Origin of the sequence: Desulfovibrio sp. (genome assembly GCF_019422935.1) — a bacterium.
Taxonomy (GTDB): Bacteria; Desulfobacterota; Desulfovibrionia; order Desulfovibrionales; family Desulfovibrionaceae; genus Desulfovibrio.
Map to the genome: position 1 here is coordinate 111,067 of NZ_JAHZCJ010000009.1, position 21,273 is coordinate 132,339.

Consider the following 21,273-nt stretch of genomic DNA (forward strand, 5'->3'; position numbering starts at 1 on the left):
GGCATTGCCGCATGCCTTGTTTGCGGGGGCGACGTTGAAAGGTTATGCTGCCCAAGCGGTAGATTTTGCGCCGCGCAAGCAATGGAGGAACACTGTATGGCGGCACGCTCACCGCGCGCTAAGGATGCCGAAAACGGAAGCTTCTTGAATATGGGTATGTCATCCGCTTCTGGTGGCCCGCACACCCACGCAGCCGCGGAGGCTTCTCCTGACAGGGTGACATGGGCGCTGTTCTGGAAAGCGGCCCTGCTTGTGATCGTTATCTGGGCCGCATCAGCCCTGCTGCTGTACTATTCAGTAGAAGATTTCAGCAAATCCGGCACCTTTGGCGATTCCTTCGGGGTGCTCAACACGTTGTTTTCCGGGCTCGCGTTTGCGGGCATCATTGTTTCCATAAAAATGCAGAACGATGAAATGCGTGAGCAGCGCAAGGAACTGCAAAAGCAGAAAAAGGCTGCGCAGCTCTATCACCGTGAGCGCATGTTTCTGCTGCTCATGGACGAATTTAAAAAATCGCGCGAGCACCGTTTCAGCATAGCAGACGTACGGCTGGTGGTGCGTGAATGCCTGTGTGACGTGACAGCCATAAACGCCCGCAGCGCCGATGCCGGGGCAGCCCTTGCGCGTGAGGTGGAAGGCGTGCTTGCGGGCACGCATACGGAAACTCCCCTGTTGCAGGTTTTTGGCCGAAGGGTGTTTCGGCATGAGCGTTGCGAGGTCTTTATCAAGACCTTCCGGCAGGCGGCGGAGAGCGCCAGAAAAATCGATCCGTCCAACAGGACGGAATACTACGATATTGTCTGCAACAGCATGTCTGATGCGGAGGAGGCCCTGCTGTTCATGTGCGCTGTGGCGCTGGATGGGGCACAGGTCATCGGCGACCCGCAGGTCATGAAGCTGCGGGAAAGCTACGACGAAATCCGGGCCAAGCTCTGAACTGCGCAACTGCCGCTGGATACATAGCAAATTGCAGGCGGAATGAGCCGCCCAAACACAAAAACCCCTGACGTACATCAGGGGTTTTTCCGGCGCTCCGTGCCGCCGTGCCCGACCCGGAGAACGGATCAATAGCGGCAGCGGCGCGTGGCTTCCCTCAGGGAATGATTTTCCGGCCCCCGACACCCGCCAGGGGCCGGAAAATCATGTGGGGAGGGGAGTATGTACAGGCTGAGGTATGGACTAGGCCATTCCTAGGCAGCCATGGTGTCGAAAAGTTCCTTGGCATTGATGTTGGTGGGGTTGGCGCCCAACACCGCTTCAAGGTGCTGCCGGGCTTCTTCGGCGCGGCCAAGGTAGATCATGCAGCCAGCCAGAGTGACGCGAACGGCCTCGGCTTCCACGCCGGAGCGCAGGGTGTCTTCCAGGTAGGGCAGCGCGTTTTCGACGCAGCCAAGCTGGTAAGATTCACGCACCAGGCAGTTGAGGGCCACAATGTTTTCCCTGGATTTTTTCAGGGCAGCAGCAAAGTAGTCAAAGGCCTGCTGGTGGTCGCCCTTTTCCATGTACACAAGGCCAATGCCGCACAGGGCCTTGTCGGTTTCTTCCACAGAAGCGGCCTTCTGGTACAGAATCAGAGCCTTGTCCAGGTCAGAGCGCTGCACGGCCACAGTGGCCAGCCCCAGGAAGGGGGCCGCGCTCTGGGAGTTGCTGCCTGCGGCCTTGCGGTAGTATTCCTCGGCCTTGTCAAAATCACCCATGAAAAGGTAGCACTCGCCCAATTCCTTATTGATTTCGTAATCCAGTTGATTGCTCATGGTATCCTCCCCAACTGAGGCTGGTTTGTGGTCGGGCGCTTTATGCGCCACTGACTTGCATTTTTATATGCACTGAACGTGCCAATAGTAAAAGAGTGCAATAAATACAGCGTGGTGATTTGCCGTTTGTGCAAAATATCCGCCAGGGAGGCAGCTCGGCACCATTTAAAGCGCCAAAGCCTTGGCGCTCAGGGGCGCGGCGCAGGCAGGATTTTCCTGGTTGGGCAATTCTTGCCGCTGTGCTTTGCGGGCAGCCGGGGCAAACAAAAGAAGGCCGAACCATAATGCGGTTCGGCCTTCAAGGGTGCGAATTGGTGTGCTGGTTGCTGTGTGCGTCAGGCGGAGCGCAGGCTCTGCGTACCGCCATGCACGTTGATGTGGTGCAGGATGACGCCAAGCACTCCCTCAATGTCAAGGTGGGACGTGTCCACAATCAGCGAATCCTGCGCGGGGCGCAGTGGGGCCACGGCGCGGTTGCGGTCAAGGGCGTCGCGCTGGCGGATCTGTTCTGTCAGGGTGGCGAGATCCGCCTTCTGCCCGCTGGATTCAAGGTCGTGCAGACGGCGCATGGCGCGTACCTCGGGCGCTGCATCCAGAAAGAACTTGAAGCGCGCATCGGGAAAAACCACTGTTCCCATGTCGCGCCCTTCTGCCACCAGCGGGTACTGCTCACCAATGGCGCGCTGGGTGGCGCGCAGAATTTCCCGCACCACGGGCACGGTAGCTATGCGGGCAGCCAGCATGCCCACGGCCTCGGTGCGCACCTCGCCCCGCACGGCAACACCGTTGCAGAACAGGGTGGACTGCTGCCCAAGGCCCGAAAGGGTGAACGTCCACTCCGCGCAGCGGGTGCGCAGTTCTTCTTCGGGCAATGTTTCCGCCCCTGCGCCCAGCTTGAGCGCCATACAGCGGAACATGGCCCCGGTATCAAGGTAGGAAAGGCCAAGCCCTTCTGCCACCCGCCGGGCCAGCGTGGTTTTGCCCACGCCTGCCGGGCCGTCAAGCGTCACAACAGGAAGCCGCGCGCTCATGCCTTTTCCCCTTTGCGGGCAATAATCTCTGCCATGGCGGAAAGGAAGGCGAGGTTTTCCTGCTGGTTGCCGATGCTGACGCGCAGCAGATCCGGCAAGCTGTAGCTCTTGAGCGGGCGGATGATGATGCCCCGTGCGAGCAGGGCTTCAAAGCATTCGGCAGCGTTGGGCGTGCCCTCGGGCATGCCGAACATCAAAAAGTTCGCTTCGCTCGGCCACACCTTGCAGCCCATAGCCGTCAAACCCGCAAACAGCTCCTTGCGGCCTGTGCGCACGGCATCCTGCGTGGCGTTGTAAAAGGTGTCGTCAGCCAGAGCCGCCAAAGCCGCTTCCTCCGCCAGAATGTTGACAGAGAAGGGCAGGCGCGCGCGCCAGACAAAATCCGCCAGATGGTCAGGCAAAATGCCATAACCCACGCGCATGCCCGCAAGCCCGAAGCTTTTGGAAAACGTGCGCATAAAGGCCGTGTTATGGGGCATGATGCCGCTTGCCAGCATGGATGCGCCTTTTTCATCTTCGGCAAAGTCCACGTAGGCTTCGTCCACCACCAGCAGGCAGTCGGGGGCCTTCTGCGCCAGATCGCGCGCAAGGGCCTCCACGGCAGCGCGCGGGGGGCAAAAGCCCGAGGGATTGTCGGGCGTGGTCACAAAAACAATGCGCGTGTTGGCGTCCACCAGTTCCAGTAGGGCGGCAAAGTTGAAGGAAAAATCTTCCTCAAGGGGCTGCCGCCGGATTTCTACGCCGCAAATACGACCCTGAATGGGGTAAATGCTGAAACAGGGGTTGAAACACACAATGTTGTGCGCGCCGGGAATCGCCAGAATGCGGATAAGCAGGTCGATGATTTCGTCCGAACCGTTGCCCACAACCACACGGTGCTCGTCAACGCCGTGTCGCTGGCCCAGCGCCTTTGCCAGTCGCGGATTGCCGCCCTGCGGATAGCGGAAGGCCCCGGCGGCGTGGCGTTCCACAGCTTCGCGGGCCAGAGGGGGCATGCCCAGCGGGTTTTCGTTGCTGGCCATCTTGATAACCTGGGGAAGGTTGTACTTATCCTGGATTTCGGCAATGGAAAGGCCGGGAACATAGGCCTTGAGGGCCATAATTTCCTGGCGCACACTGATCTCGGACATGGTTACTCCACCGGTATCGCCCTCAAGGGCGAAGATTCATGGCTGCGCATGGGCACAAGGCGTTTTGCGGCGTTTGTCAGTATGTTTCAGCCAGCAAACCATCGCAATGCGACAGCTTGCTGGCTGAAAAAGTTGGAAAGCGTGTCTTTCTTTATGGCTCTGGTACTGGCGCAACTGCCTGCGCGCAGGCAGGAAGGGCCAGATTCGCCTGTTATTCGCCTGCTTCCGTGGGGCGCACGGTCAGCACGGGCATGTCGGCGTTCTTGACCACCTTTTCCGCCACAGAGCCGAAAAGAATGCGGTCAATGCCCTTGCGGCCATGGGTGCCCATGACGATAAGATCGGCCTTTTCTTCACGGGCGCGGTTGAGGATTTCTTCGGCGGCATAGCCAATGAGCACCTGCCCCTTGGCTTCAACACCCACGAAGTTTTCGGCCACAAACGATTCCATGGACTTTTCAGCGCCGGTCACGATTTCGCCGACAAAATTCTCAATGGTGTTGGGTGGTACATGAAAGCCCACATACTGGCTCAGCGAGGGGGCCGTGTATACAACAAGCACGCTCGCATTGAGACCCTTGGCAAGAAGCACCGCGTATTCGGAAACCTCCTTGCTGTGTTCGGAAAGGTCTACCGCGCAAAGAATCTTCTTGATATCCTTCATGGCAAACTCCTGTTCCCCCCGGTAGGCAGATTGATTAACGGGCTGGCTGAATATGGCCGACCAAGAGGGGTTTGGTTTGGGGTCGCAGCCTTTATCCTTTGCCTTCATCTGTAATAAATGGTAGTTTTTTTCGGCACAATAGACAAGACATTTCACCTAACGCCGCCAAGGGGCAGGGAAATTTTTTCCCCATTGCTTCTGCCAGCCTGTGAAAAATCAGCCTGTTATGGAAGTAAACCTTTGTGGCAGGATTTTTGCATTTTTTCTGCAACGGCAGTACGCCAACCCTGGAGGCGACATGAAAGTTACCAACGATCAACTTGAGGCGCTGTTACGCCAGCAGAGCCAGACCCCGGGCACAACCCGAGCGCAGACGGCGCAGGGCGGCTTTGAGGCGGCTTTGAGCGAGCAGATGGGCCTTGAAAGTGCCGTTGCATCTTCTGCGCTTCCCACAGCGGCGGCGGGGCAGGCTTCACAAGCATCCATGATCAGTCAGATGCTGCTTGGCTCCACCCAGTCCGAATCGGTAGATGTGGACGAAGACGTTATCCAGAGCGCCTTTTCGCAGGCTTCCGGCACCCTGGACATGTGGGATTCGTACGTTAACGCCCTGGGCTCCTCGGGTCAGAATGGTTCCTTGCGCGAAGCCTATTCCCTGTTGCAGGGGATAGACGGGCAGGTTTCCGCTCTCAAGAACAGCACGGCCTCTGTACGCGGTCAGAATGCTGGGCTTGATTCTCTGGTCAACGAGCTTGACGTGATGACAACGACAGAAAAAATCAAGTTCAACAGGGGCGACTATACCGCATAGCCGCCCGGACAGAAAAACCGTCGTGAGATCAGGGTTTCACGGCGGTTTTTGCTTGTGATCAGGCCGTCTGCTCCCAGGAGCGGGCGGCTTTTTGCACATGGCGGTCAGGGTGGCTTATGGTGCTGCGTAAATGCGCAAGCCTCCGGAATCATGCAGTTCCGGAGGCTTGTTTTATGGAGGTGCGTTGCCCTTAAACGGGCTGCGCGGTGAGCTGCTGCGAGGTTACTTGTTGCTGGTAGCGCCGGACTGCACTGCGTTGCCAGTGGTGCCAGCCGCGCCCATGCCAGCCATGCCGGGGCAGTTGCCGGGGCCCATCATGCCGTTACCCATCATGCCATGTCCCATGCCGTGTCCGCCCATGCGGTGTCCCATGCCCCGGCCCATGCCGTGACCAGCCATGAAGGGAATGCCCTTGTCAGACATCTGCTTGAGCATTTCGGCCCTGGCGCTGTACAGCTTGGCGTCGATTTCGCGCAGATCCTTCTGGGCGGCTTTGACGCGGGCATCGTCGGGCTTGGCGCCAGCGGCGGCAAGGTTGTTCAGTTCAGCCATCTTGGAAAAGTGCTGCTGCATGGTGGGCTGTGTTTTTTCAACAAAGCTCTGGTGGATCTGCTGCATGGTTTCCATCTGCTCGCTGGACAATCCCATGCCAGGGCCCATGCCATAACCCATGCCGGGGCCCATGCCCATACCCATGCCTGTGCCGGGACCCATGCCTGCGGGGCCGTGGCCGTCGCCGTTCTGGGCGGAAGCAACGCCCGAGAGGCCGAGGAAGATGGCAAGGGTAAGGGCCGCGCCGCTGGTAACGATCTTGGAGGTCTTCATAGTAATATTTCCTTTTGGTTTGATGGTAGTTGCGTGTTGGTTAGGTGATTATTTGCTCTGGCTGACGGAAAGCTTATCGCCCGTAGCCATGGCCATAGCCGTGGGGGCCGTGCGAGCCGGATTGGCCGTTGCCGCACCATGAGGAGCTGATCTGGGCATCAACCGTGTTTGCGGCAGAGGCGTTTACCGCAAAGGCCAGCACCAGGGCCAGGGAAGCGAAAATCAGGGTAAGCTTGAGAGATTTCATGATTGTTCTCCTTTATCTCGGCCTGCTCAGGGCAAGGCCGCTCAGATGGATTTTTTCAGTTTTTCGTATTCTTCAAGAGTGATTTCACCAGAGGCAAGCCGTCTTTTGAGAATCGCCATGGAATCTGTATAATCCATATTTTTTCTCTGTAACGGGAACATTTTGCTGATGAAAGCGACCACAAGGGAAATAATCAGTATCATGAATATGAGGTGCGTCATGCCATTTCCCCATCCCATTACGCTTCCTATATCGCAGCCATACATATCAGTATCCTCAGTGTGACGTTGCGCCGTCAGTTTGTTATTTGCCTTCTGATTGGTGCTGCGTATTTCAGCGCCGTTTGATGCTGTATAGGCAAAGGCCGTGCCAAGATGGGTGGATTTTTGTAACACGCTAAAATTGCTTAATTAAATAAAATTTATGAAAAACGAGAGATCTTCGGCTGGATTAATATTGTCCATTTTTTACTCAGTTGTTTGGCCAGCTATCCAATTTTTACCAGGGGCTTGCGCGGTGAGTAAAAAATACATACTTATGAAGCTGCGCCGTTGAGGAAACACTCATGATCCGTTTTCGCTCATCTCTCTCCCAGCGCTTGTCGCGCATGGGCCTTTCACCCTGGATGCTGCTTGGGGCAGCCCTTATTCTCGGCCTGACACTGGTGGGGCTTTCCGTGCGCAGCAACCAGCGCGAGCGGGCTTTTATGGTGCACAACCTTACGGACAGGGCCGAGGCGCTCATTTGGGCGCTTGAAGCCGGAACCCGCACGGGCATGCGCCTCAGCCCCGGCACTGTGCTGGGCTTGCGCCCGCTGCTCAGTGAAACGGCCCGCCAACCCGGCATTCTCTATATGGCTGTTACCGATATGAGCGGGGCCATACTTGCCCAGAGCGGCGACAGCTCGCCGATTCCCGGCGTGCCGGACGACGTCGCACCGGAATTTGCCCCCACTCCCATGCTGGTGCAGCCTCAGGATATCCCCCCCCTTGCAGATGTTTCAGACCGGCCTATGTGGCGGGTACGCAAGGTGGATGGAAAAGAAGTTTTTGAGGTTTTTCGTGTATTTGCACCCCTGAGCCGTTCACATGGGCAACAGCACATGGGCGGGCAGCAGCATATGGGCGGCGGGCATGGCCCCCACGGCATGAGCATGATGGGCCGCATGATGGGGCATTCATCTGATATTGACGGGCCTGATTCCAATGAGGTGTTTGGCAATCCGCCGCCGCCCCCAGTGGGAGGCTTTGGTGGCCGCCCCGGCCCTGAGGCCCCCCGGCAGGTGGTGGGTGTGGCCTTGGTTGGTTTTGACGCGCGCCCCTTTGAGGATGCTCTGGCCCAGGACGCGCGCAACAACCTGCTCTCTGCCGCGCTGGCCGCCGCCTTGGGGCTGGCTGGTTTTGTGTCCCTGTTCTGGATGCACAACAACCGTCGCTGGCGGCGTATTGTGCGCGATCAGCAGACCATGGCCGCAGAGGTTGTGGCAAACCTCCCACTTGGCCTTGTGATCAGCGACCCGAACGGGCGCATTGCCATGATCAACGACACGGCGCTGGCTATGTTCGGCAAGCAGCGCGCAGAAATATTTCCTTCTGGCGCAGAGGCTTCTCAGGGCGATGCGGACAAGCCCGGCAGGTCTGCACGGGCACGGCGGTTGCGCAGTCTACCCGGTCTGGAGTGGGAAGCTCTGGTGGGTAAACTGGTTAAGGGATCGCGCATTCTGGAGCAGGAAACAACGCTTGCCGTGCCGGGAATCAAACCGCTGACCATCAGCCTTGGCGGCGCGGCCATGCGCAATGAGGACGGCGCTTTTTTGGGCAACGTATTTGTGTTGCGCGACATTACAGAAATGAAGCGCCTTCAGGCTGACGCCCAGCGCAATGACCGGTTGGCGGCCCTTGGGCATCTGGCGGCGGGTGTGGCGCATGAAATCCGCAACCCCTTGAGCACCATCAAGGGCGTGGCCCTGTACATCGCCAAGCGCATGCCCATGGGCGGGCGCGAGGAAGAAGCCGCCCAGCGCATGATTGACGAAGTGGAACGGCTGGACCGCGTGGTTTCCGAGTTGCTGGAGTTTGCGCGTCCCGGTTCGTTTGAAACCGTGCAGGCTGATCTTGGCGAGGTCATCGGGCGGGCGCTGCGGCTTGCCGAGGCAGACCTCAAGGCCAAGAACATTACCGTGGTTTTTGAAATGGAACCGGGCTTCCCGCTGGTGCGCATCAGCACGGAGCGGCTCACTCAGGCTCTGCTGAATCTTTTTCTCAACGCGGTTCAGGCCATGGATCACGGCGGCACCCTGCGCGTGAGTACGCGCGCGCTGCCCGATGGCATGTTCAGCATCACCGTGGCCGACACGGGGCCGGGCATCCAGGCAGAGATTCAGGCCTCCATTTTTACGCCCTATTTTACCACAAAATCGTCGGGAACCGGCCTTGGGCTTGCCATTGTCTATCAGATTGCCGAGGGGCACGGCGGGCGCGTCAGTGTTGGCAACGCGCCGGGGCATGGGGCGGAATTTACGCTCACCCTGCCTGTAAACGGCAAGGGTTAGGCCATTCCGCACCGTTGCGTTCTGCCAGTGGCACAGACGAAACCGCACACCGATCAGTTCAAGGATAGTGTTATGACTGCAAATCCCGCCATGCAACTGCTGGTGGTGGATGACGACCACAATCACCGCGAAATGCTGCGCGCCCTGCTTGAAGAGTGGGGCTACGCGCCCACCGGAGCTTCCAGCGGCGAGGAAGCCCTGGAGCTGTGCCGTGAACGTCCTTTTGATCTTATTCTCATGGACGTGCGCATGGGGGGCATGAGCGGCATAGAAGCCACGCGGGCCGTCAAGGCCTACAATCCCGCCATTCCCATTCTGATCATGACGGCCTACTCGGATGTTGCCAGCGCCGTGGAGGCGCTCAAGGCCGGGGCATACGACTACCTCACCAAACCTTTGGCCTTTGACGCGCTCAAGCTTGCCCTTGAGCGCGCCCTGGATCATGCCAGCCTGCGGCATGAGGTGCGGACTCTGCGCCACGAGCTGGCGGCAGGTCTGGACGCCCGCAACGTCATAGGGCAGAGCCAGGCCATGCGGCAGGTGCTGGATCTTGTTTCGGCCATTGCGCCCTCTGAGGCCACAGTGCTTGTGACGGGCGAATCCGGCACCGGCAAGGAAGTGGTGGCCAAGCTCATACACGCCAACAGCAACCGCCGCTCTGGCCCCTATGTGGCCGTGAACTGCGCGGCCCTGACGGAAACCCTCCTGGAATCGGAGCTTTTCGGCCACGAGAGGGGCGCGTTCACCGGGGCGGAAAAGCGCCGCGAGGGACGGTTTCTGGCAGCGGACAAAGGCACGATCTTTCTGGACGAGATTGGCGAAATTCCGCTTTCCATGCAGGTAAAGCTGTTGCGCGTCATTCAGGAGCGCGAGTTGCAGCGCGTGGGCGGCGATCAGACCGTGCGGGTGGATGTGCGCATTCTGGCGGCCACCAACAAGGATCTGGCACGCGAGGTGGAAGAAGGGCGCTTTCGGCAGGATCTGTATTACCGGCTTAATGTGGTGGCTTTGCAGTTGCCGCCTTTGCGTGAGCGCGGCGAGGATATCCCCCTGCTCGCCATGCATTTTATGAAGCTTTTTGCCGATCGTAACGGCAAGACCGTCAAGGGATTTACGCCTGGGGCCATGGATCGCCTGCTGAAGCACAACTGGCCCGGCAACGTGCGTGAGCTGGAAAACGCCGTGGAGCGGGCAGTGGTGCTGCTGGTGGGCGAGTATATCAGCGAGCGCGAGCTGCCGCCCACCATTGGCGGGCAGGAGGCGGAGGCCCCGGGGGCGTCGCGGCTGGATTTTGCCAATATGACGCTTGAGGAGATTGAGCGTCTGGCGGTTATGGATACCCTGGCGCAGGTGGGCGGCAACAAGAGCGAGGCTGCGCGGCGTTTGGGGATTAATCGCAAGACGTTGCTGTCAAAGTTGGGGGACGGAAAATAGCGCCGCGACGGTGGCGTGGCAAGGAGAGAAAAGGCAGAAGTGGGGAGAGTTTTTTGTGGAGGGGTGAGCCTGTCGAGCGCATTTACGCAAACCCGACTTTTTTGCCCTGACTGCGTTAAAATCCTGTTTTTGATGCTCACGTACATGAGTACGCTGCGCTCAAAAACAGGATTTTTCCTTGTCAGTCCAGAAAAATGCGTATTTTGCAAATTTACTCAACACCAGCCATCGCCTTCGCGTTCGCTCCGGCGAGTTTAAGGAAGGCGACGCCACGACCATCTCCTGATGGTGAACAAATTTTTCTGACTCGTAATTTATCTGCCTAGGCATGGTTGAAAGGCAATTACCATCACCACAGGCAGAGTGACGCTGGCGGTTATGTTCGTGATGCAATTTGATCTTTTCCAAGTTCGTTGAACCAGAACATACTGAAATAACTGAAATAGTACAAGGTAATTACCTGAGCTAGCAATAGCATCAAGGGGAGTTGGCTGAAACGGAGTTTGATCGAAGCGAAAGCGGACTCTGGCATAAACGCGGCGCGGAGGGAGATCACCTGAGCGAGCGAAGCGAGGGAAGGAAGCTCCCGCAGCAGGAGACGCGTTGCCCTCGTTGCCTGACGGAAATTGAAAACGTTTCTTAGGGGGTGTTCCGGGGGGAGTGCAGAGGGGGGCAAGGAGGGGCGCAGCCCCTAACAGGCCCCCTCTGCCCCACGCCGGGGAGGCGAAATCGCACGCCGCGCAGGCGTCCCAAACTCCGCCGAGAGCGGAACCAAGCGCTCGAAGGGCCGCAACCTTTAAGTCCCACACGGGAGAAGCAGAGCTACGTGCCCAAGGGCAGCAGCCAACGCCATTAACTGACAAAAAAACGCGCCGCGCAGGCATAAAACGCAAAAATCCCCGGTCACGCTTCACCGTAACCGGGGACTCTCAATTTTCAACAAACTAGCGCTTCCGCGTCTCGCTGGAAAGACTGTCCACATACAACCAGAACAGTGTCCCTAGTTGCAGAGGCTTGGGCTGCCCATCAGGCCCCTTGAGCGGATCTCCGGGAATACTGGCCATGCAACACCACCAGCCGGGCTGGTTCAAGACAAAGGAGAATTCCCCCTTGTTGTTGGTGCGGGCGGCGATATCCTCATGCCATGAGGTCGGCACGGGGCGTTTTTCTGTATTAATGCGCGCCATGCGGACAGAAGCGGCGGGAAGGGGTTTGCCGTCCATGAGCACCACGCCGGAAAACATGGCGGGCGCAGTAAGGCCAAAGGGCCGGGAAAGCGGTACGATTTCAAAACGCTGGCCTACGGGCAGGTTCCAGCCGCGTTCAACGCCGTACACAGGCAGTGTTGTTTTGACGTAATGCTGCAAAAAGCGTCCGTGCGCGGCATCCCACCAGGGGCGACCTTCTATGATGAACTGGTAGAGGCCGGGCTTGGTCAGAGCAACATTGGCTCCCCATGCTTTCTGGTTCAGGTAACGGATTTCTTCCATGTCGCCCAGCAGGTCTCGCCGTTCGGGCTGCGCCACGCCGTCTTTGACAGGAGTGGCGCTGTCGTAACGCAGCACCGCAAACATCTGCGGCATGTCCATGACCAACCCTTCATACTGGAAGGGGCGCATCATGGTGATAAGCACGTCTACTTCTTCATCTATCTGTGTGTCAGCGGGTGCTGGCGCGGGGGCAGCCTGTTCCGGTTTGGCCGGGGCGTCTGCCGGGGCGGCCTCGCCGTTGGGCGCGGGTTTCCCCTCGGCAGAGGGCGTAGCGGGGGCCTGTTCCTGCTGCTTGCCAGCGGCATCAGCGGGTTGTTCTGCCTTGGGAGATGCTGTTTTGGCATCTTGCTGGCGTTTTTCGTCTTTTTTATCTTCGCGTTTGGCGGGGGCGTCCTGCTTTGGCCGGGGGGCGGGTGCTTCAATACTGGGCTGGCTGGGCACCAGCAGGGTCACCTGCGCCTGCGCAGATGGCGCAAAAAAAAGAAAGGACAAAACAGCCCAACACGCGGCGGCAACTGCACTTTTATGTTCAAATAACCCCAGATGACAGGAACGGTGTGCGCTGGGCATGAAATCTCCTGTGCGCCCAAGCCTGCGATATACAGAGGGATTGGCTCTGTTTCCGCATATAGAGGTGGGCGCGAGTGTATGTGACCTGTGTATAGCCCAAGAGCACGAGCTTGTCATGTGCTGCGTGCACACTCAGCCCGCATGGCTCGGTATATCCGAAATTTCGGCGGCAGTGTTGAGCGGCGTTCTGGCCGCAAAGACCGCATCCACCCGTGCGGCTCCACCTGCGAGCAGGGCGCTGGCTGCTGCGTTCATGGTGCTGCCAGTAGTCATGACATCGTCCACAATCCACACGCGCAACCCTCTGGCCTCGGGCGATGCGGCAAAGCTGTGACGCACGTTGCTGCGCCGGTCTTTTGCCCCCAGGTGCGCCTGCTCCTGACCGGGCACGGGGCGGGTAAGCAGCCTTGAAGACAAAGGCAGGCCAGACAGCCCGTGCAGCGCCCGCGCCAGTTCGTGGGCCTGATTGTATCCCCTGCGGCGCAGGTGGGCAGGATGCTGCGGCACTGCCACTATGACATCTGGCCTGGGCAGACAGGCCACGGATTCAAGCAGAAAATTTCCCAGCAGGGGGGCAAGGTACAGATGCCCGTCAAACTTGAGCCGAAGCAGGGTGTGCCGCAAGGCACCCTGATAGAGACCGTAGAAAGCAGAGCCGCTCCACGGCGGGGGATTTTGAAGGCATGCGCCGCAGATGCTGTTGCCAGCTTGTGGGTCAGAAGGCGGAATGCCGCAGCGCGGGCATCTGGGCCCGGCGTATTGGGCGAGCAGGGCGCTGCATCGGGGACAAAGGAGGGATTCCGGCGCTGGCGCGTCTTGGGGGTGCGCCGCAAAAACAGGGGAAAAGGGGCGCAGGCAGTGCAAGCAGCGGTCTTGGTTAAGCCCCAGTGCGTTTTGCATGCAGGCCAGCGCAGAACTGATCCAGCCGAAACGTGCAGGAGAGTGCGTCTGGGGTTTGTCATGCACCATGGGGTGAACAATGGGGTGCAAAATGGCGCGGGCTATGGTTTGTTCGCGTCATCAGGCAGGGGCTGGGTCAGCTCATAGCTGGCATTTTCTGTGGCGAGCCTGTGGCCCCAGTCGTGTCCCCAGGCATGCAGGGCGGCCATCACTGCGGGGCGTTCGTGCAGATCCTTGATTGATTCAAGGCCGCGCAGCAGTCGGGTTTCCCGAACGGCAGCCCCAAGGGGAGCCAGAAAGTATTTGAGGGAAAGCAGCGAGCCTGAAAAAAGCAGATTGCCGCGCCGCCGCCCTGCGGTCATGGCCACAAGCACGGGCTTTGCGCGGGAAAGAGGCAGGGAAACGCGGTCTTCGCCGCCCTGCAGCATCCAGAACCGCTGGGTTCTGTCGATGAGCGCCTTGAAGTGCGCTGGCAGAAAATAGAAATAAATGGGGGAAGAAATCATGACCATCTGAGCTTCGTTGATCATCTGGAAAACTTCTTCGGCCTGATCCATATGGGCACAGGCATCATTCTGGCCGGGGAGGGGACGGTCGGCCAGAACGCATTTGTGCGGCGGCCTCGAGCAGCCGCCGCAGCCTGTACAGGGCGAAAATGCGTAGTCGCGCAGGGCTACAGTGCGCGCTTCAATTCCGGCTTCGGCCATACCCTTTGTAAAAAGGTTCGCCACCGAATCAGAAACGCCTCCCACATGAGGACTGCACTGGAGCACAAGCACGTTGTTCATAGCTGAAATTCACCGCAAAAAGGGTTGCTCTTTTTTTCATCGCCAATGGTGGTGGAGGGACCATGCCCAGGGTATACCACTGCGTCTTCCGGCAGTTTGAAAAGTACTTCCGTCACCGAGCGCAGCAGGCCCTTGTGGTCGCCGCCAGGAAAGTCCGTACGGCCAATGGAGCGGTAAAAGAGCGCGTCGCCCGTAAAAACAAGTTTTTCAGTAGGGAAAAACAGCGAAACGCCGCCCGGGGTGTGCCCAGGGGTGGCAAACACTTCGCATTCCATACCGCCAAATGATGTCTTGCCCAGAGCTATGGGCTGCGACTCATAAGGCGTCACAGTGGGAAAGCCCCACAGGCCGCCCTGTGCGGATTCCGTCCCCTCCAGGCAATCGTCGTCGGCGCTGATATAAACAGGCGCTCCCGTGGCCTTCTGCAAGTCCGCCACACCGTAAACGTGGTCGAAGTGTCGATGGGTAATGCAGATGGCAGCCAGCTTCAGACCGTGCGTAGCCAGATACTCCAGCATGGGTTCCGGGTCGCCGCCCACATCTACCGCAACGGCCTGCGTGCCGCTGTGGATAAGGTAGCTGTTGGTCTGCAAAGGGCCGAGGGGAAAGGTGGCAACTGGCATAAAAGTTCCTTTGGCTTGTCGATACCAGGCGCGCAATGGTTTGCTGGGCGCAAAAATACCGACTTTGGATATACTATCTTGGATGGTTTTCTCAGGCAAGAGGCCGATGCGTAAACCAAGGCGGCAGTGGCAAAATTTTATCCGTCACAGTGCCCTTATATCTTTAGATTTAGCCACTCAATGGGTCAAAAGCAAGCTGTGGGCATAACTTGGCCTCAGGCTTGCCGTACCGGGCATGGAGCCGGAATGGAAAAGCCTTGCATTGCTGGACAGGCAGACGGGGAGTATCTGTCTTGAAATTTTCTAGACAAGCAGTCCTTGCCACACTACAATTTGAAGATGCAAAAAAACTGCCCGCAGCTCGAACTCGCGCGTGAAGACCTCATGGAAATGGAAGGCCTGTTGTGTGAACAATTGTCTTCATTCCTGTCCTTTTCAGGGCACGCCCTGTATTTTCCCACCAACCGCGCACCCGAAGAGCCGCAGTTGCTGTCGCGAGAGCGCAGGCTACTGCTGCCCTTGCGGCGCGACGACCATCTGCTCGGTGTTGCCATGCTGCACGGCGTCAAAGCGCGGGAGGCCCGACCCCTGTTGCCTTTTTTGCCTGCCATAGCGGCCCTGTGTCTGGAAAATCTTGCCAGAGCCAAGGCCATGCGCACGGATTCCGTTACCGGGATTGCCACAGAAGAGGCCCTGTTTGCGCATATGGAAAATGCCGCAGAGCGTTTGCGGGCCTATCTGGAAGAGCCGGGCGCTGAAGAAAGCGGCCCCGCGCCCCTGCACTGGCTGTGTATGGGGATTGTGCTGCTGCGCCTTGCCAATGGGGAATCTGTGGTGCGGCGCGGCGGGCATGCTTTTGCAGAAAAATATCTCAAGGCGCTGGCAGACGCCTGCCGCGAAGCTCTGCCATCGGATGTTCTGGCGGCGCGCGTGGGGCGCTGGGAGATTGCCTTGCTCTTTCCCGCCAGCGGGCGGGGCGCTTGCCACAAGCTGGCCCGTGCAGCCCTGACGCGCATGGAAGCGGTGCGCATGCCCTATCCGTTGTTGAAAAAGCCCGTGCGCCCGCGCCTGTGCGCCGGGCATGCCCTGTATCCGCAGGATATGCGCGGTACAGAGATGCACCTTGAAATGCACGATCAGGCCCGCCTGTGCATGGATCGCGCCCGGCTTGCCGCAGATGTGGCCGGGCAGGAGGCTGACGGCGCTCAGGCTGTGGAAAGCCGCATCATGCCCTTTGCGCGCATACTGCAAGAAGGCGGTATGGTGCTGGAATCCCTGCCGCTGGGCCGCGTGCGGCTGAGCCTCGGGCGTCAGGCCAAGGCCCGCGAGGGCATGCGCTTTGCCCTGTGGGGACAGGCGGAAAGCGGCTCGCCCCATTACAAGGGCGAGCTGGTGGTGCTGCATACGCGGGATACGGATTCCGTTGCCGAGGCCCTGCATCTGGTTGACGTTACCTGCCGCCCCGAAGTGGGGGACAGGCTCACCTTGCTGGGTGAAACGCCTGTTCTGAGCCCGGATCTGGACGAACAGGATTTTTCCACCGCGCGTCCTGCCATCCCGGATGCGGCGGTGGCCATGCAGGCGCAGAGCCAGGAGGCTGAACCCGCCGGAGGTGGCAAAAGTGCCGCTGCTGCGTGTGCTGCTTCAGCGTCTGCCGTGTCTCAGCCAGCAGAATGTGCTGGCGGTTTGTGCGGTCACGGTGATTTTTTGAACCGTTTTGCCGTGGAGGCGGAGCGGCGCAACCGTTTTACGCTTTGCCTGCTGCGGCTGGAGCCGGGCAATTCTGATGCGGGCGATGCCGCGCACCCCGATGCCGTGCCGCTGGACGGCATGCACGATGCCGCGAACCGGCAGGGGATTATTGAAACAGCCCTCAGCGTGTGGCGCGATGCCCTTGGCAAGGCGCAGGGCCTGCAGCAGCCGATGGCCGGACGCTACGGCAGCAACAGCCTGATATTTTTCCATCCAGATGTGGAAGCGCAAGCCCTTGCGTCTCTGTACGAAGGAGTGTGCGGCGAACTGAACAGCCTAGGCATTTCGGCTTCTGTTGGCCTTGCGGGCTATCCCTTCCTTCAGTTCCGCAGGGGCGAAATGCCCGACTACGCCCTGAAAGCTCTGGAATACGCCCTGCTGTTGCCAGACCCCAAGGTGGGGGTGTGCAATTCGCTTGCGCTGAACATCAGCGCCGACAGGCGGTACAGCCTCGGCGATGTTTTTGGCGCGGTGGAAGAATACAAACTTGCGCTGCTGGCTGACGAGGCCAATGCCATGGCCTGGAATTCCCTCGGCGTATGCATGGCGGCCCTTGGGCGGCAGCATGAAGCCCGGCGGCATTTTACGGAAGCCCTGCGGCACGGGCCGGATAAAGCCCTTGCCGAACAGATTTACTACAATCTGGGCACAGTCTGCCAGGGGCTTGGCGAAAAGCGCGCCGCAGCCCGGTATTACCGGCAGTGCGTCAAGGTTTCGCCCGAGCACCTGTTTGCCCACATTCGGCTTGGGCAACTGTGCGAACAAGGCGGCAGAAGGGCCGAGGCCCGGCGCTTTTACGAAATAGCCGCCGCCCTTGAGGATGCGCGCCCCGGCGCGCCCAGCCTTGCCCGCAGGCATCTTGCGCGTGTGGCTGTGCGCCAACGCAAGAGGGGCGAGGCGCGTGAGCTGCTCCATGAGGCCCTGGTGCGGAATCCGCAGGATGCGGCATCCATGCTGCTGCTGGCAAATATCTATCTGGACAGCAACGAAGATCCGGCCATGGCGGAACTGCTGGCCCGCAAGAGCGCTGGCCTGCACGACAAGCCCGAAGCATGGGAAACTCTTGCCCGTGCCCTGCGCAAGCTTGGGCGGGAAGAAGAGGCCCGTGTGGCCGAAGCCAAGGCCGTGCTTTCCTAGCTTTTCAGAGGCAGGTTGCAGCGGGACGTGTTGCGGAGAACAATCATATAAAATATTTTTGTTTCAAAGAGTCGTAGGTATTTTTCTGGCTGAGCCGCATCCGTCCGGCAGGGCCGTGCCTCACGGATTATTGAACCGCCCTTTGGGGCGGTTTTTTTATACCCGAATTATCTTCCCAAAACGCAAGCAAGGCCCCCTGTTGCCAGAGGGCCTTGCTGTTGTGTCATTTGGACAAAGCTTGAAGCTACACGTCAAAGAGCATTTCCAGATCTTCACGCGTGAGCGACTTCCAGGTGTCCTGACCGGGAATGATGGCTTCCGCCACGCCGCGCTTGGCTTCCTGCAATTTGAGAATCTTCTCTTCCACCGTGTTCTGGCAAATGAGCTTGTAGGAAAAGACCTGACGGGTCTGACCGATACGGTGGGTACGGTCTGTGGCCTGACTTTCCACGGCGGGGTTCCACCACGGGTCGTAGTGGATAACGTAGTCTGCGGAGGTCAGGTTGAGGCCCGTGCCGCCAGCCTTGAGCGAGATCAGGAAGATCGGGATTTCAGGCGTATTGTTGAACTTGTCTACCTGATCGAAACGGTCTTTGCTCGCGCCATCGAGGTAGCAGAAGGGAATCTGCGAAAATTCCAGCCACTGCTTGATGATCTGGAGCATCTGCACAAACTGCGAGAAGACGAGCACCTTGTGGCCGCCTTCCACAATTTCCATGACCATGTCCTTGAAGGCGTCGAACTTGCCCGAAGGCAGGTTGTTGGAGAAGCCGGGCATGTCGAGCTTGAGCAGGCGCGGGTGGCAGCATATCTGGCGCAGCTTGAGCAATGCATCGAGAATGGACATCTGGCTCTTTGCAAGGCCTTTTTCGTCCACGTCGGCCAGCACCTGGGCGCGCAGCTTGCGGGCCAGGGCTGCGTACAGCTCTGCCTGCGCTTCTTCCAGCGCGCAGCAGGTGACGCTTTCCACCTTGGGCGGCAGATCCTTGGCCACTTCGGCCTTGGTACGGCGCAGAATGAAGGGGCGCACGCGGGTGCGCAGATAGTCCAGCGTTTCAGCGTCGCCGTCCTTGATGGGCTTGACGATGCCCCGCTGGAAGGCGTGCTGCGAACCCAGAAAGCCCGGCATGAGGAACTCGAACAACGACCACAACTCAAAGAGGTTGTTTTCAATGGGCGTGCCCGAGAGACACAGGCGCATGCGGGCGTTGATGCGGCGCACGGCGCGGGCTGTGATGGTGTTGGGGTTCTTGATGTTCTGGGCTTCGTCAAGAATAACGGTGTTGAACTCGTATTTTTCCATCTCCTCCAGATCGCGCCGCAACAGCGCGTAGGTGGTGATGATAAGATCCGAGCTGGAAATATGCTTGAACATGCCCTCGCGGCGGGTACCGTAAATGGTCAGCCGCTTGAGGCCGGGAACGAACTTTTCCGCTTCGCGCTCCCAGTTGGGCAGCACCGAGGTGGGCACTACAATAAGGTTTGGCCCGTCATGGTGCACGTCGATCATGTGCTGGATAAAGGCCAGGGTCTGCACGGTTTTGCCAAGGCCCATTTCGTCGGCAAGAATACCGCCGAACCCGTATTCCGAAAGGAAGTTGAGGTACGAAAGCCCTTGCACCTGGTAGCTGCGCAGGTTGGCGTTGAGCGCCTTGGGCGGCGTGATGGGCCGCACCTCGCGGAACGAGCGGATTTTTTCGCGCAGGTTGTTCCAGAAGGAGTCCGTGGCTGCGCCGGGCAGGTCTTCCAGCAGGCTGTCGAGCACAGGGGCTTCAAACTGCTTGAACTTCTGCTGCGGGGGTTTTGAAGGGTCGAGCCCCAGGGCCGTGAGCTTGTGCGAGAGCTTTTCAAGCCACGCTTCGGGCAGGCTGGTATAGGAGCCGTCCTTCAGCTGCACATAACGTTTGCCGCGGGTCCAGGCCTTCCAGATCTTTTCCAGGGGCAGGCTCTGGCCTTCGTATTCCACGTTGATGTCCAGCGAGAACCATTTTTCCTTTTCGTTGCTGACCACCTGCGCCGTGATGTTGGAAGAAGCCGTGCGCACCTTGTAGCGCGAGAGGGCCTTTTCGCCGTAGACGCGGTAGTTTTCAATCAGCTTGGGGTAGGAGTCGAGCAGAAAGGCAATGGCTTCTTCCGGCTCGAGGAACCACAGTTTGCTGGAGCGGGCCTGAAAATCCATGCCGCTCAGTTCGTTCATCAACTGGGCTTCTTCGTCCTGATGGCGGCGCACCAGATAGGTTTGCCCTTCATAGGCATAGCTGCCGGTCTGGAAGTCGGGGTTGGGCCCGTTGAGTGTGAATTCGCCGTGGCGCGTTTCATAGACGTTGTCGATTTCCAGCGTCAGCAGGCTGCCCTCTTCATCAAGGAAGAGCTTGGGATTATAGGTGGCAGGCTGGAACACCGGCTCCATGAGCTTGAGGAACTGCTGCGGTTCGTAGAGTTCCGAGGCCGGCAGGCGCGTCCACACGCGGTCGAGAAATTCGGAAATTTCTTCGTGCGGCACAACCGGGCGTTCGTAGATAAGGTTGCGCACCAGCGAAGGATAGAGGCCCGTCTGCACCGGATAGAAATTGTGCTGGTAGCAGACCCACAGGGGCATTTGCCCGTGAAAGGTGATGGGCGCGTCTTCCGGCGCGGTGCTCTCTGTCGGGTTGCGGTCGCTGGGATTGCTGCGCCCCGCCCGGATGGGCAGAGGGGGGCGGCCCTCGCGCTTGAGCAGCACTTCAAAACGGAAGCCCGAATCGTCCAGAATGGGCTTGAGCTTGAGCGCAAAAGGCGTGCTCTCGATGCGGCAGGGTTTATCCGTGTCTTTCCACAGCAGATAATATTCTTTGCGCACAGACCAGAAAAACCACGAGGTCAGCCCCTGGGGGATTTCAACCCGGTGCCCGTAATAGTCGAGGTGCTGGCCGATCTGGCGGGCCACATGCGGCAATTGGGGTGAAAATTCACACCAGTCGGGGTTCTGGATGATCTGATCCAGCGTTACCTCGTTGTGCACGCTGGAAAGCCCGGATTTGTTCTGCCGGCCACGGAAAAAGGAAACCAGCAAACGGCCCTGTTCCGGTTCAAAGCGGAATATGAGATAGTGGCGGCCTGGCTCCGGTTCCATGTCGGTAGAAAAAAAGTTGCGGAAGCTCTGTTTCCAGTCGGTGCTGGGGGGCGGGGTTTCTTCGGGGTCGCCCTGTTCCTTGCGCAGTTCTTCCACAAGGCGCAAGGCAAGTGCTGCCACATGGCGGCAGATGCCTGAGAACGCATCAGAGCAGTTGCACTGGTGGCGGGTGCTGCGGTCCGTAATGGTGAGGCTCAGGCTCGGCGTGAAGACCTGCAGGTCTTCGCCCTGGATGACGCCTTGGACGTCCCAGGTTTCGCCCTCCTGGATATTTATTTTTTGCACCTCACCTTCGGACAGGATATAGTAGGCGGCGTCGCGGATGTATTCCGGCACACTATCGTGCAGGAAAGTCTGGCACATTTCGCGAACGACGCTCTGTTCAGATCGACTCATGGGTTCCCCAAAAATACTCCGGTGAAATTTCTGGAAAATTCCAGAAACGGAGCGATGT

General features: G+C 58.9%; 17 protein-coding genes. 5 read left to right on the forward strand and 12 right to left on the reverse strand.

The features are described 5' to 3' along the window. The first annotated feature begins 150 nt into the window (after positions 1–150). A complete protein-coding gene (locus tag QZ383_RS11935) occupies positions 151–936 on the forward strand; it encodes a hypothetical protein (RefSeq protein WP_291445705.1) in 786 nt (261 codons plus the stop codon). A 254-nt stretch (positions 937–1,190) separates the two neighbouring features. On the opposite strand, the gene QZ383_RS11940 is transcribed toward QZ383_RS11935, so the two are convergent. From QZ383_RS11940 to QZ383_RS11955, 4 genes are all read right to left on the reverse strand, one after another. Next, positions 1,191–1,754 (reverse strand): tetratricopeptide repeat protein, encoded by a 564-nt coding sequence (locus QZ383_RS11940; protein ID WP_022658005.1) that lies wholly within the window; start codon positions 1,752–1,754, stop codon positions 1,191–1,193. Positions 1,755–2,089: 335 nt separating this feature from the next. After that, the gene (cmk, locus tag QZ383_RS11945; RefSeq protein ID WP_291445707.1) at positions 2,090–2,785 is read right to left on the reverse strand and encodes a (d)CMP kinase; all 696 of its coding nucleotides are present in this window, start codon (positions 2,783–2,785) and stop codon (positions 2,090–2,092) included. Then, a complete protein-coding gene (hisC, locus tag QZ383_RS11950; protein ID WP_291445709.1) occupies positions 2,782–3,915 on the reverse strand; it encodes a histidinol-phosphate transaminase in 1,134 nt (377 codons plus the stop codon). The genes cmk and hisC overlap by 4 nt, the downstream gene beginning before the upstream one ends. Positions 3,916–4,126: 211 nt before the next feature. Continuing rightward, on the reverse strand, positions 4,127–4,579 hold the full coding sequence (locus tag QZ383_RS11955) for a universal stress protein (RefSeq protein ID WP_291445710.1): 453 nt from the start codon (positions 4,577–4,579) through the stop codon (positions 4,127–4,129). A 298-nt stretch (positions 4,580–4,877) separates the two neighbouring features. On the opposite strand from QZ383_RS11955, the gene QZ383_RS11960 reads away from it, so the two are divergent. Then, positions 4,878–5,390, forward strand: coding sequence for a hypothetical protein (locus tag QZ383_RS11960; protein WP_291445712.1), 513 nt, complete (start codon positions 4,878–4,880; stop codon positions 5,388–5,390). Positions 5,391–5,612: 222 nt separating this feature from the next. Here the strand turns inward: QZ383_RS11960 and QZ383_RS11965 are convergent, their stop codons facing one another. From QZ383_RS11965 to QZ383_RS11975, 3 genes are all read right to left on the reverse strand, one after another. After that, positions 5,613–6,215 carry a periplasmic heavy metal sensor gene (locus QZ383_RS11965; protein WP_291445714.1) on the reverse strand — a complete coding sequence of 201 codons (603 nt, stop codon included), beginning with the start codon at positions 6,213–6,215 and terminating at the stop codon, positions 5,613–5,615. Positions 6,216–6,288: 73 nt separating this feature from the next. Further along, positions 6,289–6,462: a hypothetical protein gene (locus QZ383_RS11970; RefSeq protein ID WP_291445716.1), complete on the reverse strand. Its 174-nt coding sequence runs from the start codon at positions 6,460–6,462 to the stop codon at positions 6,289–6,291. Positions 6,463–6,503: 41 nt separating this feature from the next. Further along, positions 6,504–6,857: an SHOCT domain-containing protein gene (locus QZ383_RS11975; RefSeq protein WP_291445718.1), complete on the reverse strand. Its 354-nt coding sequence runs from the start codon at positions 6,855–6,857 to the stop codon at positions 6,504–6,506. Between the two features lie 170 nt (positions 6,858–7,027). Between QZ383_RS11975 and QZ383_RS11980 the strand changes: the two genes are divergently transcribed. Together QZ383_RS11980 and QZ383_RS11985 are read left to right on the forward strand one after the other, a co-directional pair. Beyond that, the gene (locus QZ383_RS11980) at positions 7,028–9,013 is read left to right on the forward strand and encodes an ATP-binding protein (RefSeq protein ID WP_291445720.1); all 1,986 of its coding nucleotides are present in this window, start codon (positions 7,028–7,030) and stop codon (positions 9,011–9,013) included. Positions 9,014–9,085: 72 nt separating this feature from the next. Beyond that, positions 9,086–10,447 carry a sigma-54 dependent transcriptional regulator gene (locus QZ383_RS11985; RefSeq protein ID WP_291445723.1) on the forward strand — a complete coding sequence of 454 codons (1,362 nt, stop codon included), beginning with the start codon at positions 9,086–9,088 and terminating at the stop codon, positions 10,445–10,447. A 944-nt stretch (positions 10,448–11,391) separates the two neighbouring features. Here the strand turns inward: QZ383_RS11985 and QZ383_RS11990 are convergent. From QZ383_RS11990 to QZ383_RS12005, 4 genes are all read right to left on the reverse strand, one after another. After that, the gene (locus QZ383_RS11990; RefSeq protein ID WP_291445725.1) at positions 11,392–12,507 is read right to left on the reverse strand and encodes a DUF4198 domain-containing protein; all 1,116 of its coding nucleotides are present in this window, start codon (positions 12,505–12,507) and stop codon (positions 11,392–11,394) included. Between the two features lie 132 nt (positions 12,508–12,639). Beyond that, positions 12,640–13,407 carry a ComF family protein gene (locus tag QZ383_RS11995; RefSeq protein WP_291445726.1) on the reverse strand — a complete coding sequence of 256 codons (768 nt, stop codon included), beginning with the start codon at positions 13,405–13,407 and terminating at the stop codon, positions 12,640–12,642. 101 nt (positions 13,408–13,508) lie between these two features. Further along, a complete protein-coding gene (locus tag QZ383_RS12000; protein WP_291445727.1) occupies positions 13,509–14,195 on the reverse strand; it encodes a flavodoxin family protein in 687 nt (228 codons plus the stop codon). Then, positions 14,192–14,818: an MBL fold metallo-hydrolase gene (locus QZ383_RS12005; protein ID WP_291445729.1), complete on the reverse strand. Its 627-nt coding sequence runs from the start codon at positions 14,816–14,818 to the stop codon at positions 14,192–14,194. The genes QZ383_RS12000 and QZ383_RS12005 overlap by 4 nt, the downstream gene beginning before the upstream one ends. 339 nt (positions 14,819–15,157) lie before the next feature. Between QZ383_RS12005 and QZ383_RS12010 the strand changes: the two genes are divergently transcribed. Next, positions 15,158–17,707 carry a tetratricopeptide repeat protein gene (locus QZ383_RS12010; protein ID WP_291445731.1) on the forward strand — a complete coding sequence of 850 codons (2,550 nt, stop codon included), beginning with the start codon at positions 15,158–15,160 and terminating at the stop codon, positions 17,705–17,707. A 244-nt stretch (positions 17,708–17,951) separates the two neighbouring features. Here QZ383_RS12010 and QZ383_RS12015 read toward each other — a convergent pair whose 3' ends face one another. Continuing rightward, positions 17,952–21,215: a DEAD/DEAH box helicase gene (locus tag QZ383_RS12015; protein ID WP_291445733.1), complete on the reverse strand. Its 3,264-nt coding sequence runs from the start codon at positions 21,213–21,215 to the stop codon at positions 17,952–17,954. Between the last annotated feature and the right edge of the window lie 58 nt (positions 21,216–21,273).

Excerpts from the sequence above, each read along its gene's own strand:
- QZ383_RS11935 (WP_291445705.1), top strand. The coding sequence starts at position 151 with ATGGGTATGTCATCCGCTTCTGGTGGCCCGCACACCCACGCAGCCGCG.
- QZ383_RS11940 (WP_022658005.1), bottom strand. The coding sequence starts at position 1,754 with ATGAGCAATCAACTGGATTACGAAATCAATAAGGAATTGGGCGAGTGC.
- cmk (WP_291445707.1), bottom strand. The coding sequence starts at position 2,785 with ATGAGCGCGCGGCTTCCTGTTGTGACGCTTGACGGCCCGGCAGGCGTG.
- hisC (WP_291445709.1), bottom strand. The coding sequence starts at position 3,915 with ATGTCCGAGATCAGTGTGCGCCAGGAAATTATGGCCCTCAAGGCCTAT.
- QZ383_RS11955 (WP_291445710.1), bottom strand. The coding sequence starts at position 4,579 with ATGAAGGATATCAAGAAGATTCTTTGCGCGGTAGACCTTTCCGAACAC.
- QZ383_RS11960 (WP_291445712.1), top strand. The coding sequence starts at position 4,878 with ATGAAAGTTACCAACGATCAACTTGAGGCGCTGTTACGCCAGCAGAGC.
- QZ383_RS11965 (WP_291445714.1), bottom strand. The coding sequence starts at position 6,215 with ATGAAGACCTCCAAGATCGTTACCAGCGGCGCGGCCCTTACCCTTGCC.
- QZ383_RS11970 (WP_291445716.1), bottom strand. The coding sequence starts at position 6,462 with ATGAAATCTCTCAAGCTTACCCTGATTTTCGCTTCCCTGGCCCTGGTG.
- QZ383_RS11980 (WP_291445720.1), top strand. The coding sequence starts at position 7,028 with ATGATCCGTTTTCGCTCATCTCTCTCCCAGCGCTTGTCGCGCATGGGC.
- QZ383_RS11985 (WP_291445723.1), top strand. The coding sequence starts at position 9,086 with ATGACTGCAAATCCCGCCATGCAACTGCTGGTGGTGGATGACGACCAC.
- QZ383_RS11990 (WP_291445725.1), bottom strand. The coding sequence starts at position 12,507 with ATGCCCAGCGCACACCGTTCCTGTCATCTGGGGTTATTTGAACATAAA.
- QZ383_RS11995 (WP_291445726.1), bottom strand. The coding sequence starts at position 13,407 with ATGCAAAACGCACTGGGGCTTAACCAAGACCGCTGCTTGCACTGCCTG.
- QZ383_RS12000 (WP_291445727.1), bottom strand. The coding sequence starts at position 14,195 with ATGAACAACGTGCTTGTGCTCCAGTGCAGTCCTCATGTGGGAGGCGTT.
- QZ383_RS12005 (WP_291445729.1), bottom strand. The coding sequence starts at position 14,818 with ATGCCAGTTGCCACCTTTCCCCTCGGCCCTTTGCAGACCAACAGCTAC.
- QZ383_RS12010 (WP_291445731.1), top strand. The coding sequence starts at position 15,158 with ATGCAAAAAAACTGCCCGCAGCTCGAACTCGCGCGTGAAGACCTCATG.
- QZ383_RS12015 (WP_291445733.1), bottom strand. The coding sequence starts at position 21,215 with ATGAGTCGATCTGAACAGAGCGTCGTTCGCGAAATGTGCCAGACTTTC.